Here is a 17,463-nt window from a genome sequence, read left to right as displayed (position 1 = left end):
CAACGGCGAACGGCTCGCGGCAACCATGCCGCGAGCCGTTTTCTATCTTCGACGTCTGTCGGATCAGTAGGCGCTGATGCCCGTGCCCTTGTACACACGATCGAACTCGGCCTTCACCGCCTCGTTCTGGTAGGACGAGACGAGCGTCTTGACCCAGGGCGCATCCTTCTGGTCTTCCTTGACCGCGATGAAGTTGCGGTACGGATTGCCGTCCACCGGCTCCTGCGCGATCCGGTTGTCCGGCGTCAGGCCGCTCTTCAGCGCCCAGTCCGTATTGACGACGGCCGCGTCGAGATCGTCGATGGAGCGGCCGACGATGCCGGCGTCCAGCTCCTTGATCTCGAGCTTCTTGGGGTTTTCCTCGATATCGGTGATCGTCGCGAGGATGCCCGTGCCCTCCTTGAGCTTGATCAGGCCCTCGTTCTGCAGCACGCGCAGGGCACGCCCCTCGTTCGACGGATCGTTCGGCACGCCGACGACGGCGCCTTCCGGCAGATCCGCAATCTTGGACGTCTTGCGGGAATAGACCCCGATCGGCCAGACGCCGGTATAGCCCGCAGGCACGATCTTGTAGCCGTGCTGCTTGATCTGGTTTTCGAGATAGGGAAGGTGCTGGAAGGCATTGGCGTCGATCTCGCCGCGCTCCAGCGCCTCGTTCGGCTGGGTGTAGTCGTTGAAGACGACGGTCTCGACCGAAAGCCCCTTCTTGCCGGCTTCCGCCACGACGACGCGCCAGACGTCCTCGTCTTCGCCGCTCATGATCCCGACCTTCACGGATGTCTTGTCCTGCGCCAGAGCCGGTGCCGGCCCGATGGAGACGAAGGCAGCGACGGCTGCGGACGCGGCAAGCGCAAGGCCGGCGCGACGGGTAAAGGCGGTCTTCTCGATGAGGCGGCTCAAGGTTTTCGTCATGGCGGGTCTGCTTTCGGTCTGGATTCGGTCTCGGGAGGAGAACGTCTGTTCGATGCCCTGAAAAATGGCAAATGGTCCCTTATGAAGCAACGAAGGATGGCCTGCCGATCCGCGTTGCCGTAGAAATTCGGTCCAAATCCGCGGCAGGTCACGCAATCTCATTCTGGAGCCCCGGCTCGTTCTGGAGGCCCGGCTCGTTCTGGACGCTTCATCCGTCAAAGCCGCGATATCGGGCCGTCGGTCCTCTTCGCAATCCTTCTGGGCGCTCGGCGATCAGAACGGCGCGATGTCGAAGCGGTCCGTCATCGTCACCGACGTGAAATCATCCACCAGCACCGTGACGCGCACGGTCCAGGCGCCGCCGACGGACAGCACGAAGCCATCGGCCTGAAAGCGCCCGTCCTCGCCCAGCCGGGCTTCGCGCACGAAGGGCCCGATGTCGCTGCCGGACTGCGCGAGTTCGACCGTGACCGAGAGGGGATCGACCGGCTGCCCGTCGAGCATCAGCCCGGCGACAGAGACGCGAACCGGACCCGGCCGCGCCGGCGTGAGCGAGAGCGTCGCCATCAACCCCTCTTCCTCGAGCACGTGATCCTGGAGGGTCGGCGCCGACATGGCCAGGGCCCGGGGCGGCGGGGTGAAGCGCCAGAGGCCGAGGACGGCAAGCACCATCGTGCCGATCACGACCTCCGCCACGATGCTGCGCCTCAAAAGACGCAAGGCCCCAAGCGACCCCTCTGCGGCAGGGCGGGTCCAAAGAAACCGATTGGCCGCGGCCAGCACGACCAGAAGCAGGACGAGTGCGAGCTTGGCGAGCAGCACCCGCCCATAGGCCGTGGTCCACAGGTTCGACACCGCCTGCACCTGAACGATCGCCAGCAGCAGGCCCGAAGCGATGAGCGCAGCCAGCACGAAGGGGATAAAGCGCGAGAACAGCCGAAGCGCCGCGCCATCGGGATCAGCCCGGGATGACGCGCCCCGCGCTGCGCCGAGCGCTGCCCGAAGGGGCAGAAGACCGCCGATCCAGGCCATCGCGCCGAGCATGTGCAGCATGATCGCGGGAACGGTGACGATCCGTGGCGGCGCGGTGGCCGCATGTCCCGCAACGATTGCGGAAACGCCCGCCAGCCCGAAGGCAAGCGCGGCAAGCCAAAGCCGGAGGGATACGCGGCGCGCGCGCAGCGACACGATCGCCGCGACGATGGCCCCGGCGCAGAGGAGCGCGGCGCGACCATAGGCCGTGCCCTGAAGCCCGGCGGACCAGACCGCGGACGACGCCCATCCCCGGGCCGCCTCCCCCAGCGCATCGAAGCCCTGAAAGGCGATCCACACCGGCGTGGCGGCAAGACCGAGCCAAAGCGAAGCCGCCACGAGGGCCGGAGCCGGGACCGGCAGAGCCGCGGAAGGCGAATCCGGCGCAGGCTGCAACCGGGAAAACAGGGCCACCCACCCCGCGCCGCCGACCCCGAGGACAAGGCCGGCCATCACCAACAGGCGCGAGACGAACAGGCCGACCGCGGTCACTCTATCGCCCGAGGTCGCGCCGCCATCGCCGAGGGACGCGGTCGCTTTGCCGATGGAGAAGAAAAACCCGCTGCCGATCGGATGTCCATCCGCCGAGGTCACCCGCCACGACAGGCTGTGCGTCCCCGAAGCGAGCGCTGGCGGCAGTGTAACGACGAGCCGCGTCCCGGCCGTTCCTATCCCTGCCCCGGCCGCCGGCAGCGCCTCGATCCCCCCGGCCGGGTCGCTCAGCCGGAAGACCAGCGGGACGACCGGCTCCGAAAAAACGAGCACGATCTCCCGCGGCGGTGCGGCAAGCACTGCCCCATCGGCAGGATCGGACGAGACGAGCTGCGCATGGGCAAAGGCCACGCCGGCGCTCGCCAGCAGGCACAGCGGCAGGATCGACAGCACGCGCAGGCTTTTTTGCCAAAGCCAGTGCCGATGCCAGTGCGAGTGCCGACGCCAGTGCGAGTGCCGGCGCCCGCCAAGACCTCGCCCGACCGCCTTCACACTGATGATGCCAAGCAGCACGGCGCGGTCAGGGCGTCACGTCGAAGGCAGGCGCCGGCTTGTCCGGCTCGCCCGCATCCGCACCCGAGGGGATCTTGATCCAGCGTTCGGCGGCATCGCCGCATTGCTGGACGATCGGCACGTAGATCCGGCCCTTGGCATCGGCCGCGACTTTCGCCTTGAACGCGAACTCCGCATGGTCGGACGCCGCAATCGTGCCGCCCGTCCAGCCGATCTGCGCCTGTTTCGCCTTTGAGCCGCCGGCCGCAGCTGTGGCCGGCGTCACCACGGCGGTCCAGCCGGCCTTCTCCTGTGGCTCGATATCGGACAGCACGGCGGGCACCGCGACCCGCAGCCCGGTCGTCGCGGCACCGCCGCAACCATGCGGTATCTTGAGCACGAACGTGCTCGTCTTCCCGGCCTTAACCGCCTTTGCGGCAATGGTGACATGCGCACCGGCCGGCCCCGAGACGAGGGAAAGGCAGAGGGCAAAGCCGGAAAAAAGCACCCGGCGGGCGCGCTCGGCGCGGAAGGAAGGGACGGAATGGCGCATGATCTGCCTCTTTTGCGTCTCTCGCACCGCAGGACCAGGCCATGCTCACGCCCGAGACAGCGACGTCGGATAGGCGCAGATCTAGCGCGCTCGCGCTCGCGAGGAAAGCCGGGCATTGGCCCATGCCCTGCGGCGAAGCGGCGCGGCGGCGCCCGTCTCGCAAGGCGCGCAACGGCCGCAGGCGACGGCACGACCCAGCAGGCGGCGACAGCGTCCAAGTGTCGTTGCTCCTCGAATGCGAACGCACCGTGCTGCGAATGCAAGATTGTCTCCATGCCAGGGACTGTGCGAAAACGCCGGCACCACATCGAGACGAGCAGGACAATATCATGAAAAAGATCGGCTTCCTCTCCTTCGGCCACTGGACGCCCTCGACGCAATCGCAGACGCGAAGTGCCGCCGATACGCTGCTGCAGTCGATCGACCTTGCCGTTGCGGCGGAAGCGCTGGGCGCCGACGGCGCCTATTTCCGCGTGCACCATTTCGCCCGCCAGCTGGCATCGCCCTTTCCCCTCCTGGCCGCCGTCGGTGCGCGCACCAGCCGGATCGAGATCGGCACGGCGGTCATCGACATGCGCTACGAAAATCCGCTCTACATGGCCGAGGATGCGGGTGCTGCCGACATCATCTCCGGCGGCCGCCTGCAGCTCGGCATCAGCCGCGGTTCGCCGGAACAGGTGATCGACGGATGGCGGCACTTCGGTTATGCGCCGGCAGACGGCGAAACGAGCGGCGACATGGCCCGGCGCCACGCCGAGGTCTTCTATGACGTGCTGCGCGGCGAAGGCTTTGCCGAGCCGAACCCCAACCCGATGTTTCCGAACCCGCCCGGCCTTCTGCGCCTGGAACCACACGCGCCGGGCCTTCGCGACCGGATCTGGTGGGGCGCAAGCTCCAACGCGACGGCGATTTGGGCCGCGAAACTGGGCATGAACCTGCAGAGCTCGACGCTGAAGGACGACGAGACCGGCGAGCCCTTCCATGTGCAGCAGGCCGACCAGATCCGCGCCTACCGCGCCGCCTTCAAGGCTGCCGGCCACGCCCGCACGCCGCGTGTCTCCGTCAGCCGCAGCATCTTCGCCCTCGCCAACGATCTCGATCGCGCCTATTTCGGCCGCTCGGGCGAGGCCCGCGACAAGATCGGCTTCATCGACGCCGACACCCGCGCCATCTTCGGTCGCGGCTACGCCGCCGAGCCCGACGTCCTCATCGAGCAGCTCCGCACCGACGAAGCCATCGCCGAAGCCGACACGCTCCTCCTCACGGTCCCCAACCAGCTCGGCGTCGACTACAACACCCACGTCATCGAAACCATCCTGACCCAGATCGCACCGGCGCTCGGCTGGCGGTAGGGCCGAACAAGAGACTCATCGAAGCCATGGTTGCAGTCAGCGGGCGGCGGGCGTTGGCAGGCGTTCTCTGCCAGCCTCTCCTCACCGCTCCGCCAGCATCGCCACGAGCACGTCCGATTGCGAGACGATGCCGACGAGGCGGTTCTGGGGGTCGGTGACGGGGAGATGGTGGAGGCCGCCTTCGGCAAAGAGGAGGATGGCTTCGGAGAGGGAATCGTCGGGCGATACCATTCGCACGGGGCTGGTCATGATGTCCTTCACGGTGCCGTTCGGCGCCGTCGAGCCGGAGACGGCCAATTGGTAGCGGCGACGGAAGCCGATGGTCGGACGGCCGCGTGTCCAGTCGGCGCGATCGAGAATATCGGTCTGGGTCAGGATGCCAATGACGCGGGCATTGTCGTCGGTCACCGGCAGGGCCTTGATATGGTGGGCCCGCAGGAGCGCATGCGCCTCCGACAGCGAGGCATCCGGCGCGATGGCGATCACGTCGCGCGACATGATCTGCCCGCACGGCGTCTGTCCGGACTGGCGCTGGAGCGCGCGCAGCTCCGTGCGCTTGAGGATGGTCGCAAGCTCGTCGCGCTGGATGTCGAGAACCCGGTCGTAATCCTTCAGCACGGCATCGAGATCCTCGGCGGCAAAGCCGATGCGGGTCGCAGGCGACGGGTCCTTCGTCTGGTGCGAACCGAGCGCGGGAGCTGCGACATGCGGATAGCGGCGACCGGTCAGGTTGTTGAAGAGCAGCGCCGCGGCCAGGAGCAGCAGCGAGTTTCCGAGCACCGGCCAGAGCAGAAAACCATAGCCGAGCGAATGGATCGACGGGCCCCCGAGAACGGCGGTCAGCGCGATCGCCCCGCTCGGCGGATGCAGGCAGCGCAGGCTCATCATCGCGCCGATGGCGATCGCGCCCGCCAGGGCGGCGCCGAGCATCGGATCGGGCACGAACGTCACCACCGTGACCCCGACGAAGGCCGCCACCAGATTGCCGCCGATCAACGACCAGGGCTGGGCAAGCGGGCTGGACGGGACGGCGAACAGAAGGACGGCCGAAGCCCCCATCGGCGCGACCAGTGCCGGCGAGAGGGGGAAGGTCGCGATCAGGAAGGCACCGAGGAGGCCGGTGACCAGCAGGCCGAACAGCGCGCCCGCTGCCGAGCGAAGCCGCTCCTTCGGGCTGACGGGCGATGCCGGCCAGGGCATGAAGCGGGCGGCGCGCGAAAATGGGGTCGATGGCATGCAGTCGTCTCCCGCAGGGTCGGTATGCGTCAGCGGCGAACCGCCTCGAAGCGCGAGCGCCCTACCCCTCGCCCTGTCCATCCAAATCCCGTTTGGCGAGTTCCCGTTTGGCCAATTCCCGTTTAGCCAGTTCCCGTTCGGCAACATCCTGTTTGCCGAGATCGTGCCCGCCCTGATCATGGCCGTCGGCGTCATGGTTGCGCGCCGCGATATCCGGCGGGGTCCAGCCGCGCTCGGTCCGGTCGTGCAGCGCGCTGCGGTCGCCCATCATGGCCTGTTCCAGGATCTCCGAGATCTCGCGGGCACGGGCGATGTACGCCTTGTTTTCGAACACGGGCACATCGTGCTTCCAGAGCGGCGCAAGCTGGCGCAGACCCCAATTGTCCTGCCGGACGAACACGGCCTTGCTCTTTTCCACGTCGAAAGGGTGCATGCCGAGGCTCTGCAGCGCATATCCCGCAGCCCGGACGGAGCTGTCGAAAACCTCGCGCACGATGTCGTCGGCACCCGCTTCGTAGAGCTGGTAGACATGGTTGCGATCGTAGGCGCGGGCGATGATGTGGATCGCCGGGTTTTCATGCCGGGCATGGCGGACGATGCTCGTGGCCCGTTCGATATCGTCGATGGCGACGACCAGCAGGCGCGCCTTGCGCAATCCGGCGGAGTGCAGCAGATCCGGACGACCGGCATCGCCGAAGAAGGAGCGCACGCCGAATTTGCGCAGCCCGTCGATGACATCCGAGCGGCTGTCGAGCACGATCGTCTTGTAGCCGTTGGCGAGCAGCATGCGGTTGATGATCTGCCCGAAGCGGCCGAGACCGGCGATGATGACGGAGGCCTCCTCCCCGATCTCGTCGGCCTCGTCCACCTGCCCCCGGTCGAGGCGCGGCACGATCACCTTGTCGAACAGGATGAAGAGCGCCGGCGTCAGCAGCATGGAAAAGGCGATCACGAGCATGATGATGGCGGCAAGCTCGGACGGCAGAACGGCATTCTGCACCGTGAAGGAGACGAGAACGAAGCCGAACTCGCCGGCCTGCGCCAGCCCCAGCGCCAAAAGCCAACGGTCGGAGCCGCGCAGCTTGTAGAGATGCCCGATCAGCCACAGCACCGCGGCCTTGACGGTGATGACGCCGACCGTGAGCAGGAGAACGAGGCCGAGATTGGCCGTGAGCAGCGAGAAATCGATGCCGGCGCCGACCGTGATGAAGAACAGGCCGAGCAGCAGGCCCTTGAACGGTTCGATATCGCTTTCGAGCTCGTGGCGGAATTCGCTGTTGGCCAGAACCACGCCGGCCAGAAACGTGCCAAGCGCCGGGGACAGGCCGACCATGCTCATCAGCAAGGCGGTGGAAACGACGAGCAGCAGGGCGGCGGCCGTAAACATCTCGCGCAGCCGGGACGCCGCGATCAGCCGGAAAACGGGGCGCGAGAGAAAATGCCCGGCCACCACGACGAAGGCGACGGCCAGAAGGGTCACCAGCGCCACCTGCCAGCCCGGAAGGTCCGAGACGAGCGTCGCCGCAGTGCCCGCGCCATGAGCGGCGTGATCGCCACCCTGCAGCGCCGGAAGGGCGAGAAGCGGCAGGACGGCCAGCATGGGAATGACCGCGATATCCTGGAAAAGCAGCACGGAAAAGCTCGATCGCCCGCCTTGCGACTTCAGGAGACCCTTTTCGCTCAGCGTCTGCAGCACGATGGCGGTAGAGGACAACGACAGGATGAGCCCGACCGCGACCGCGGTCTGCCAGGGCAAGCCGGCGGCAAGACCGATGCCCGCGACCACCGCGGCCGAGCCCACGACCTGCAGGCCGCCGAGGCCGAGCAGCCGGGCCCGCATGTCCCAGAGCGCCTGCGGCTGAAGCTCCAGCCCGACCAGGAACAGCATCATCACGACGCCGAACTCGGCGAAATGCTGGAGATCCTGCGTTTCGTTGCCGACCAGATGAAAGACAGGGCCGATGACGATGCCGGCGATGAGATAGCCGAGCACCGAGCCGAGGCCGAGGCGGGCGGCGATGATGACGGAGGTGATCGCGGCCGCGAGATAGACGAAGGCCTGGAACATGAAGCCGCTCATTCGGATATCCTCGCGCTGCTGGGGCCGACCGGCGGCACGGGTCTGGTGGGCCTCGGCTCTCCCGGCGCCACGATCAGCGACAGGGCGTCGTCGTCGAGGAGCTCGACCTTCGAGACCGCCTCCAGATCCAGCGTCTCGTCGCGCAGCGTGGCCAGCAGCCGGAGATAGGCGGCGATATGGGTCTCCGCCCGCCCGTCGGCGGCCGAATCATGCGCGGAAAACAGCACCGCCGGCGGCAGGAAGCGCATGCCGCAGAGCAAGGCGGTCTGTTCCAGCGGCGACAGCAGCGTGCGCAGCCGGAAATGATTGGAGCCTTCCTCGCGATAGGCATCCCGCGCACCGCCGGTGGTGACGACCGGCAGGAACAGCTTGCCCGCAAGCTTGGAGCCGCTCTGCCCATAGGCAAAGCCGTATTCCAGCACGAGATCCTGCCACTCCTTGAGAAGGGCCGGCACGGAATACCAGTAGATGGGAAACTGGAAGAGGATAACGTCGTGAGCGACCAGCCGTGCCTGCTCCGCATCGATATCGATGTTGAAGCGGGGATATTCGGCATAGAGATCGACGAAGGTCACCCCGTCGAGCAGCGCTGCCTCTCGCGCCATGCGCACATTGAGGCGCGAATGCCGCTGGCCGGGATGGGCAAACAGAATAAGGACGCGGGCCATGATCTCTTTCTCGGGCAGTCTTCTTTTGGAGCCGTTTGCTCCGGGAGAGACGAGCCGGCTGGAAGAAGCGACGCGACGGAGGCAAGAATCGGCCAGAACGGGGCATGGCCACCGCAATGGCCGCCGCGACAATCGGGGTTGCGGGAAGATCTTGTCAAGCGGCAAGACGAATGCGATGGTAAAGCCGAGCGTTACGCTCCCGATGTGCACATCTCATTGCCGGCCGGCACCCTTGCGGGCGCCGTCAGTTGCCGGAGAGAATGAGATTTGGTACTTTTCTTCGCTCTTTTTTCGAGCCAACCCCTTTTCATGACGGACGTGTGGTGAGATAAGGAGCGCCGAAGTCACCATACCACCGCCCCAGCGGGCGACAGAGATCAAGGTTCGAGATGCAGGTTCTGGTTCGAGACAACAATGTTGAGCAGGCACTGCGCGTGCTCAAGAAGAAGCTTCAGCGCGAAGGCGTCTTCCGCGAAATGCGCATGCGCGAAGCCTATGAAAAGCCGTCCGTGAAGCGTGCTCGCCAGAAGGCTGAAGCTGTTTCCCGCCAGCGCAAGAACGCCCGCAAGCAGATGCAGCGCGAAGGCCTCCTGCCCGGCCCGAAGAAAAAAGTTGCGACCCGCTAAGATCTGACGGGCGCCCGTCGGACGGTATCCGACACGGCGCGGCTGGTCTTCGAAAATACCCCGGAACGACGGTCACCGTCGCGCCGGGGTTTTCTGCGTTTTTTCTTGGCATGCTGTTTTCTCTCGGATGCAGCACGGGACAGCCCCAGACCGGTCGTCCCGACAGGTCTGGGGCTATTGCCGACATCAGGTCGCCGCGTCGAACAGCGTCTTGTACTGTCGTGGCTGGCAACGGAGATATTGCGGCGCCGCTTTGACGGTCGCGCCGAGATGGGCGGCGGCGTGCCAGGGCCAGCGGGGGTCGTAGAGGATGGTGCGGGCAAGCGCGATCATGTCGGCATCGCCGGTTCCGATGATGGATTCGGCCTGTTCGAACTCCGTGATCAGCCCCACGGCGACGACCGGGATCGAGACGGCCTGTTTGACATCGCGGGCAAGCGGCACCTGATAGCTCGGGCTGACCGGAATGGCCTGCGCGTCGCTAAGGCCGCCGCTCGACACGTGGATCGCAGCGCAACCGCGCTTTTCGAGCGCCTGCGCGAAGGCGACCGTCTGGGCGCTGTCCCAGCCACCCTCGACCCAGTCCGTCCCCGAGACGCGCATGGTCACCGGTCGCTCCGCGGGAAACGCCTCCCGCACCGCCTCGAACACCTCGAGCGGAAAGCGCATGCGGTTTTCGAGCGAGCCGCCATAGGCGTCGGTGCGCGTATTGGAGAGCGGCGAGAGGAACTGGTGCAGGAGATAGCCGTGGGCTCCATGGATCTGCACCGCATCGAGGCCGAGACGCGCGGCCCTGCGGGCGGCGTCCGCGAAGGCGCTCCTGATGCGCTCAAGTCCTTCGGCATCCAGAGCTTCCGGCGCGTCATAGGACGGCTTGAAAGGGGTCGCGGACGGCGCCACGGTCTTCCAGCCCTGTGCATGATCGGGGGCGAGTTGCGCGCCGCCCACCCAGGGCAGATCGGTGGAGGCCTTGCGCCCGGCATGACCGAGCTGGATGGCGATCGGCATGTCCGACCAGCGGCGGATGCCCTTGAGCACGCGGTCCATGGCGGCTTCGCAGGCATCGTTCCAAAGCCCGACATCGCCGAAGCTGATCCGGCCCTCGGGCGTGACCGCCGTCGCCTCGATGGTCAGAAGCCCTGCACCCGACTGGGCAAGCATGCCGAGATGCGTCAGGTGCCAGTCGGTCATCTCGCCATTCTCGGCGGAATACTGGCACATCGGCGCAATGACGATGCGGTTCTGCAACGTCAGGCCGCCGACCTCGATGGGCGAGAAGAGTTTGGGGGACGTCATGTCGATCTCCTGAATGCATCAGCGCGGCCCGGGAACGGCCGCGCGGCACGGCACATATAGGGCGGCACCCCGCCTGTTGCATGCCGATGCGGGCAAACGGGTTGGTCCCGGAATGTCGTCGCCTGCTTCCGCTTGCGAAACGCGATCGGGCGGGCGACAACATCACCGGAAACCGCGCCGCTTGCCTCAGAGGGAAGCGGGAGCGGACATGACAAGACAAGAGGGAGTGCGCATGTTCGACCACGTTTCCATCGGCGTCCGGGATATCGATCGGTCCCGCACCTTTTACGATGCCGCGCTCACCCCGCTCGGCTATGGACGGCTTACCAGCGGTGCGAAGATGCTCGGCTATGGCGACGAACAGGTCGGTCTCTGGGTGACGCAGGCCGAGCATCCGGTTCGCCCGGATCTGCGCTCCGGGCTTCACTTCTGCTTCAAGGCCTTCAGCGAGGAGGCGGTCGATGCGTTCCACGCCGCCGCGGTCGCCCATGGCGGAGAAGACAATGGCGCCCCCGGGCTGCGACCGGAATATGCCACCTTCTACTATGCCGCCTTTATCATCGATCCCGACGGCTACCGGCTGGAAGCCTTCTTCCACAAGCCGGATCTCTAGCCCTCGGCCAGCGGGCGTTCCGGGTGATCGATCAGACGGAGATCTGGTCCGCCACATCCCGGTCCGAGGGTCGCTCGCTTTCCGAAAGCCCTTTCGCGACACCGAGGCGATCGGCTTCGTTGCGGTTCTGGCTCATCTTGCGCTTGCCTTCCAGATGCGTGATCGGCATGCGCAGTCCGACGATTCCACGTAGCTGCGAGGCAATGAATTCCGCCGGCGCATCCCCAACGGCCCAGGGCAACGCCCTCGGCTCTTCATGCAGATCCGTCAGCCGCGTGACCACCTCCAGCAGGCGCTCCGGATCGTCGAAGAATTCCACGGGACCGCGCGCCTGCACCGTCACATAGTTCCAGGTCGGAACGACCTTTCCCGTCTCCCGCTTCGTCGCGTACCAGGCCGGCGTCACATAGGCATCCGCCCCCATGAAGATCGCCAGACCATCGCCGACCGGCGCGGTCCGCCATTGCGGATTGGCCCTGGCAAAATGCCCATAGAGAACACCGTGTTCGCCCTCGGTCTCGTCCACGAACAGCGGCAGCGGCGTCGCAAACGGCCCGTCTGCCGTGGCCGTGACGACCGTCGCCAATCGCGCCGCCCGCACCGTGGCCAGCAGGGCGGTACGATCCTCGATGCGGAATGCGGGCGGCGTATACATGGCGGATATCCTCGTTCGGCGCGGGATCTTATCGCACAACCGGCCTCGAACACCAGCCGCCTGCGGGCAAGGCCCGCTGGCTCTCAGGCGACTTTCACGACCAGCTTGCCGAAGTTCCGGCCTTCCAGAAGGCCTCTGAAAGCTTCGGGTGCTGCTTCCAGCCCCTCCACGACGTCCTCGCGATAGCGCAGCCGTCCGTCCGCGATCCAGCCGGCGGCCTCTTTCAGGAAGGCGTCTCGCTGGTCGCTGAACTCGAGCTGGATGAAGCCGCGGATCTGCAGGCTGCGGGTCAGCACCTGCCGCATGAAGCCCGGCAGCCGGTCCGGGCCCGCATTCGCCTCACCCTCCTGGTTGTAGTGGGCGATCAGGCCACAAACCGGCACCCGCGCATAGGTGTTCAGCAGCGGAAACACGGCCTCGAAGACATGACCGCCGACATTCTCGAAATAGACGTCGATGCCGTCGGGGCATGCAGCCTTCAACTGCTCGGCGAAATCGGATGCCCGGTGATCGAGCGCCACGTCGAAGCCGAGCGCGTCGCGCAGGAAGGCGCATTTTTCAGGTCCACCGGCAATGCCGACGGCGCGCGCGCCCTTGATCCGGGCGATCTGCCCGACGACGGAGCCGACCGCGCCGCTGGCCGCCGCCACGACCACCGTCTCGCCCGGCTTGGGCTGGCCGATCGTCAGCAATCCGGCATAGGCGGTAAATCCCGGCATGCCGAGAACGCCGAGCGCCGTGGAGACAGGGGCAGCCTTCGGATCGAGCTTTCGCAGGCCCCGGCCATCGGAGATCGCATAGGCCTGCCAGCCGGAATGCGAGAGCACGATGTCGCCGGGCTTGAAATCGGGATGGTGCGAGGTGACCACCTCCGCCACCGTACCGCCCTCCATGACATCGCCGATCTCGACCGGCTTGGCATAGGACTTTGCCGTGCTCATCCGGCCGCGCATATAGGGGTCGAGCGAGAGATAGAGGATCTTCAGGAGCACCTCGCCTTGAGCTGGCTCGGGAACCGGCACCGGCTCGATGTGAAAATCCTCGGCGACCGGCGCGCCCTGCGGCCGGCGGGCAAGCGTGATCCGCGTGTTCTGGAGGTCTGTCATACCGTCTTCCTTGCTGTCTTCGTCTTCAGGCATCTCACGCCTGAGATAGGCACGGAAACCACAGCGGCAAATTTTCATTCCGCATCCATCGTGGCTCGACGACGGAGAAGAGCGAGACGGCGATGAACAAACCGCGCCCGGCTGAGTTCGCATCGTGACGACTGGACGTTCACGAAAAGGCCATTCCCATGAACGATATCCCCGCCTTCAACCGGCGCGGCCTGCTGAAGCTCGGCGGTGTCGGCGTAACCGGGATGCTGCTGTCACCCTCCGTACAGGCAGAGACGCAAGGGGGCTCTTTGCCGCCGCCCTCGCCGGTCGACACGGGCGCCGTCAAGGACGGCAAGGTCACCTTTCCGGAATGGCGCGGCCCTTCGGAGGCACCGAGCGGCAACCCGAAGGCGCCTCTGCCGCCGGAAGAACGGGTCGGCTTCGCCGTCGTGGCGCTCGGGCGGCTCAGCCTCGAGGAGATCCTGCCGGCCTTCGGTGAAACGAAAAATGCAAGGCTGGTCGCCCTCGTCTCCGGCTCGCCCGAGAAGATGAAGACGGTTGCAGCGCAATACGGCATCAAGCCGGAGGCCTGCTACGACTATGAGGGGTTCGACGCGATCAAGGACAATCCGGCGATCAAGGCCGTCTATGTCGTGACCCCGAACGGGCTGCATCGCGACTTCGTCGAGCGCGCGGCAAAGGCTGGAAAGCATGTTCTCTGCGAAAAGCCGATGTCGGTGAATTCGACCGAAGCCCGGGCCATGCTCGACGCCTGCAACGCCGCCGGCGTCAAGCTGATGATCGCCTATCGCATCCAGTACGAGGCCTTCAACCTGCATCTCGCCGAGAAGGTACGCTCGAAAGCCTATGGACGGCTGGTCGGCATGTCGGCCATCAATGTCCAGACGGTCGCGGAAAACGGTGCCGAGCAATGGCGCCACAAGAAGGCGCTCGCCGGCGGCGGGGCGCTGCCGGATATCGGGCTCTATTGCCTCAACACCGCGCGCTTCCTGACCGGCGAGGAACCGGTGGAGATCATGGCGACCCAGTACAGCCCGGCCGGCGATCCCCGCTTTGCCGAGGTGGAGGAAACCGTGTCCTTCACGCTGCGCTTCCCGTCCCACACCATCGTCAATTGCTTGACGAGCTACGGTGCCCGCGACGACAAGCATCAGCGCCTGAACTTCGAGCGGGCCAGCGTCGATATGCCCAATGCCTACAAGTATAAGGGTCAGAGCCTGACGGTGATCGAACGTGAGGGCGACCAGACCGTGCAGAAGACGATCGACCTTTCGGCCAACAATCAGTTCGCCGCCGAGATCGACCATCTCGCCGACTGCATCCTGCATGACAGAAAACCACGCACGCCGGGCGAGGAAGGCGTGCAGGACCACGTGCTGATGGAGGCGATCTACCGCTCGGCCGCAACCGGCGCACCCGTCCGTCTCGACCCCATCCCCGGCCTCGACGCCTTCCGCGGTCCTCCCGCAAAGGTTGATCTCTAGGCCAGGCACTAGGCCAGCCACTGGGCCAAACAAAAGTGCGCGCCAGGCGGCCGGCCTCTACATCCGCCATCTCGGGCGGCGCAACCTGCGACGGCCCGGAAACCTTAACCCCCGCCTGCGCGTTAAGAGGGCAGACATCCACAGGGCGAGTGCAGGAAGCAAGGCATGAACGAGCAGCAGAAAACGTCCTTCGACGCCAGCCTCCTCAAGATCGTCATCGTCACCGGTGCAGCCCTTCTCACGGTCTCCTTCCCGGTACTCCTGCTCGTCTGACGATCCGCCTGCCGACGAACGAACGGACGTAAGGCCGGCCGGGAGCGCAACGGGCAATCCCCATTCGATGACGTCTCAGGAGAGACTGTGGATGCCGGCACCGTCCGCCAGGGGAATTTCCTCCACGTCGGCGGACGCAACGGCCTGTGCCCGTGCGAAGTCGGCTGTGACATCGTCGCTCTGCCTCGGGAAACACGTCACGAAGGCGCCCTCCGCGTCGATGATCCAGATCTTCGATCCGCCGATGATTTCCGCCCTGAAGGGCCGCCTCAAACTCACGCCGAACTCCTTCGGTTTTCAAGACTGCATTGCGCACGTTGTGGTGTCGCTGCGCCGCCGGTCGAAACCCCGGGGACGGAGAGCCCGGCCCCCCGGCCCGATGACCCCACATCGCGATCGGAACGACGCCCCTCGCTGCCCTTAAAAAGCAAACCCTGTCGAACCGCTGTCCAAGGTTGAATCCCGGCGACGAACGCGCACGGATGGTTGCGGTCCTGTCCGACGTTACAATGTTGGACAGACCCATGTGGTTCCGTGCGGCGAAGAATGGGTTCCGATATCGAGACATGTCCCGGAACAAAACGCCTACCTTTACGGCCTTCACGATATTTTAGCGATCCTGGTTTTAGACTTCGCTCCGATGAGATTGGAGGACCTCCTCCGATCAGCGGAGAGGCATCGCGTGAAAAACCTTACGATTTCCCGGCTGCTCGTTCTGTTCGGGCTCGTCGTCACCCTGGGCCTGGTCATGTCGATCGGCATCCAGACGCAGGCCCTCGGCACCTTGAAAGTGGGAGGGCCGGTCTACGACGAGATCGCCAATGGCAAGGATCTGATCGCGGATATCCTGCCGCCGCCCCTCTACGTCATCGAAGCCTATATGCTGGTCAACGAGGCGGTCGTGCACCCCGGGCGCCTGCGGGAAAACGACGAGAAGATGAAGGCGCTCCGCGCCTCGTTCGAGGAACGGCGCGTCTTCTGGAAGACGGCGCAGCTCGACGAGGGCCTGCGCGGCAAGCTCGCAACCGAGGTGATCGCGTCCGGAGACGCGTTCTGGACCGCCGTCTCCGACTATCAGGTTCAGGCCGGCGCGAGCGATGCGGCAGCGCTCGATCGCGTTCAACAGGCCTTCTATGTGCACGACGCCAGCGTCCGGGCCCTTGCGGCGCTCGCGACATCGACCCTCGAAAGCTCCGTCGCCAAGGCGAACGGGGAAAGCCGGAAGTACACGGTGATCGCAGCCGGTGGCAGCCTGCTTTCGGTCGTTCTCTTTCTCGGCGGCCTGTGGCTCCTGCGCCATCGCGCCATCGTGCCCCTCGTGAAGATCGGGCGCTACATGAACGTTCTCGCACGAGGCGACTATTCGCAGGATGTGCCGCTGGCCGCACGACATGACGAAATCGGTTCGATGATCGAGAGCGTCTCCATCTTCCGCAACGCGGCGATCGAACGCCAGCAGATGCGCCTTGCGGCCGAGCAGGAGCGGTCCCTGTCGGATGCGGAACGCGCCGACCAGCAACGCCGCCGCGAACGCGAAGCGGAAGAGCTCAAGATCGTCGTCGAGGCGCTGGGTGCGGGACTGGCCCGCCTCGCCGATTGCAACATTCGCGAAACGCTCGACGAGCCCTTCGCGGATCGGTTCGACAGCCTGCGCTGCGATTTCAACAACTCGATCGCCACCTTCCAGGAAACGCTGGAGCAAGTGCTCGGAAAGACCAACGAACTGTCCGGCAGTGCCGCCGAGATGCATGAAGCCGCCGACCAGCTCTGCAAGCGCACCGAGCAGCAGGCGGCCGCTCTCGAACAGACCTCCGCCGCGCTGGAACAGGTCGCAGCGACGGTCAGGTCCTCGGCCGAACGGGCGACCGAGACGCGTGACCTCGTGCGCGCGGCAAACGACTGTGCCACCCTCTCGGGAACGGTCGTCGGCGACGCCGTCAACGCCATGCGCCGCATCGAGGCGTCCTCGACCCAGATCGGGCAGATCATCCATGTCATCGACGAGATCGCCTTCCAGACCAACCTCTTGGCCCTGAATGCCGGCGTGGAAGCGGCCCGCGCGGGAGAGGCCGGCAAGGGCTTTGCCGTCGTGGCGCAGGAGGTGCGGGAACTTGCCCAGCGCTCCGCCAAGGCCGCCAAGGACATCACCGCGCTCGTCAAGACATCGACGGCCGACGTCTCCGACGGCGTTCGCCTCGTGGATCAGACCGGAAAAGCCTTGGATCAGATCACGCTCTATGTCGCCGATATCGACGACAAGGTCGATGCCATGACCACGGCCTCACGCGAACAGTCCGTCGGGCTCCAGGAAATCAGCACCGCGGTCAATGCGATCGACCAGATGACGCAGGCGAACGCGGCGATGGTGGAGGAAACGACGGCCATCAGCGCCAACCTGTCCGAAGACGCCTCGGTGCTCACCGACCTCGTCGGCGGCTTCAAACTGAACCGTCGAAAATCCGTCCGCCAGCCGGGCGCCGCCGTCGGCCGGCAGAGGGCCGCCTGATCGCGGCGGCACATTCGGCAGGACCACGAACACCGAATGAAACGGCGCACGACCGTGCGGATCCTGTAGAGATTG

The 17,463-nt window shown here is 65.8% G+C and carries 15 protein-coding genes; 5 read left to right on the top strand and 10 right to left on the bottom strand.

Annotation, left to right across the window (positions count from 1 at the left end; genetic code table 11):
- Positions 1–63: 63 nt before the first annotated feature.
- From ASG39_RS00275 to ASG39_RS00265, 3 genes are all read right to left on the bottom strand, one after another.
- On the bottom strand, positions 64–912 hold the full coding sequence (locus ASG39_RS00275) for a MetQ/NlpA family lipoprotein (protein ID WP_062591721.1): 849 nt from the start codon (positions 910–912) through the stop codon (positions 64–66).
- A gap of 273 nt (positions 913–1,185) precedes the next feature.
- Positions 1,186–2,829, bottom strand: coding sequence for a copper resistance protein CopC (locus ASG39_RS00270; RefSeq protein WP_062591719.1), 1,644 nt, complete (start codon positions 2,827–2,829; stop codon positions 1,186–1,188).
- Between the two features lie 127 nt (positions 2,830–2,956).
- Positions 2,957–3,481, bottom strand: coding sequence for a YcnI family protein (locus ASG39_RS00265; protein ID WP_062591717.1), 525 nt, complete (start codon positions 3,479–3,481; stop codon positions 2,957–2,959).
- 329 nt (positions 3,482–3,810) lie between these two features.
- On the opposite strand from ASG39_RS00265, the gene ASG39_RS00260 reads away from it, so the two are divergent.
- Complete coding sequence (locus ASG39_RS00260; RefSeq protein WP_062591715.1) at positions 3,811–4,833, top strand: LLM class flavin-dependent oxidoreductase; 1,023 nt, start codon at positions 3,811–3,813, stop codon at positions 4,831–4,833.
- 81 nt (positions 4,834–4,914) lie between these two features.
- On the opposite strand, the gene ASG39_RS00255 is transcribed toward ASG39_RS00260, so the two are convergent.
- The 3 genes from ASG39_RS00255 to ASG39_RS00245 form a co-directional block, all read right to left on the bottom strand.
- Positions 4,915–6,069 (bottom strand): HPP family protein, encoded by a 1,155-nt coding sequence (locus ASG39_RS00255; protein WP_062591713.1) that lies wholly within the window; start codon positions 6,067–6,069, stop codon positions 4,915–4,917.
- Positions 6,070–6,130: 61 nt separating this feature from the next.
- On the bottom strand, positions 6,131–8,149 hold the full coding sequence (locus tag ASG39_RS00250; protein ID WP_062591711.1) for a monovalent cation:proton antiporter-2 (CPA2) family protein: 2,019 nt from the start codon (positions 8,147–8,149) through the stop codon (positions 6,131–6,133).
- Positions 8,146–8,817: an NAD(P)H-dependent oxidoreductase gene (locus ASG39_RS00245; RefSeq protein WP_062591709.1), complete on the bottom strand. Its 672-nt coding sequence runs from the start codon at positions 8,815–8,817 to the stop codon at positions 8,146–8,148. Before ASG39_RS00245 ends, ASG39_RS00250 begins: the two co-directional genes overlap by 4 nt.
- Positions 8,818–9,206: 389 nt before the next feature.
- Between ASG39_RS00245 and rpsU the strand changes: the two genes are divergently transcribed.
- Entirely contained in the window at positions 9,207–9,443 is a 237-nt protein-coding gene (gene rpsU, locus ASG39_RS00240) for a 30S ribosomal protein S21 (protein WP_062476898.1), read from the top strand.
- A 186-nt stretch (positions 9,444–9,629) separates the two neighbouring features.
- On the opposite strand, the gene ASG39_RS00235 is transcribed toward rpsU, so the two are convergent.
- Complete coding sequence (locus ASG39_RS00235) at positions 9,630–10,739, bottom strand: NADH:flavin oxidoreductase/NADH oxidase (RefSeq protein WP_062591707.1); 1,110 nt, start codon at positions 10,737–10,739, stop codon at positions 9,630–9,632.
- Between the two features lie 232 nt (positions 10,740–10,971).
- Between ASG39_RS00235 and ASG39_RS00230 the strand changes: the two genes are divergently transcribed.
- Positions 10,972–11,352, top strand: a complete 381-nt coding sequence (locus ASG39_RS00230) for a VOC family protein (protein ID WP_062591704.1) — start codon at positions 10,972–10,974, stop codon at positions 11,350–11,352.
- A gap of 31 nt (positions 11,353–11,383) precedes the next feature.
- Here the strand turns inward: ASG39_RS00230 and ASG39_RS00225 are convergent, their stop codons facing one another.
- Both ASG39_RS00225 and ASG39_RS00220 read right to left on the bottom strand, forming a co-directional pair.
- Entirely contained in the window at positions 11,384–12,007 is a 624-nt protein-coding gene (locus tag ASG39_RS00225; RefSeq protein ID WP_062591703.1) for an FMN-binding negative transcriptional regulator, read from the bottom strand.
- 83 nt (positions 12,008–12,090) lie between these two features.
- Positions 12,091–13,113, bottom strand: a complete 1,023-nt coding sequence (locus ASG39_RS00220; protein ID WP_156467963.1) for an NADP-dependent oxidoreductase — start codon at positions 13,111–13,113, stop codon at positions 12,091–12,093.
- Between the two features lie 188 nt (positions 13,114–13,301).
- Between ASG39_RS00220 and ASG39_RS00215 the strand changes: the two genes are divergently transcribed.
- Entirely contained in the window at positions 13,302–14,609 is a 1,308-nt protein-coding gene (locus ASG39_RS00215) for a Gfo/Idh/MocA family oxidoreductase (RefSeq protein WP_062591701.1), read from the top strand.
- Between the two features lie 348 nt (positions 14,610–14,957).
- On the opposite strand, the gene ASG39_RS00210 is transcribed toward ASG39_RS00215, so the two are convergent.
- Positions 14,958–15,161, bottom strand: coding sequence for a hypothetical protein (locus tag ASG39_RS00210; RefSeq protein ID WP_156467962.1), 204 nt, complete (start codon positions 15,159–15,161; stop codon positions 14,958–14,960).
- A gap of 403 nt (positions 15,162–15,564) precedes the next feature.
- Here ASG39_RS00210 and ASG39_RS00205 point away from each other — a divergent pair, with 403 nt between their 5' ends.
- Complete coding sequence (locus tag ASG39_RS00205) at positions 15,565–17,388, top strand: methyl-accepting chemotaxis protein (protein ID WP_244481087.1); 1,824 nt, start codon at positions 15,565–15,567, stop codon at positions 17,386–17,388.
- Positions 17,389–17,463: the final 75 nt, after the last annotated feature.

The organism is Rhizobium sp. Leaf371 (assembly GCF_001424045.1).
GTDB lineage: Bacteria > Pseudomonadota > Alphaproteobacteria > Rhizobiales > Rhizobiaceae > Ferranicluibacter.
The sequence above is the reverse complement of the archived record's forward strand: the minus strand, read 5'-3'. Positions and strand labels throughout refer to the sequence as shown.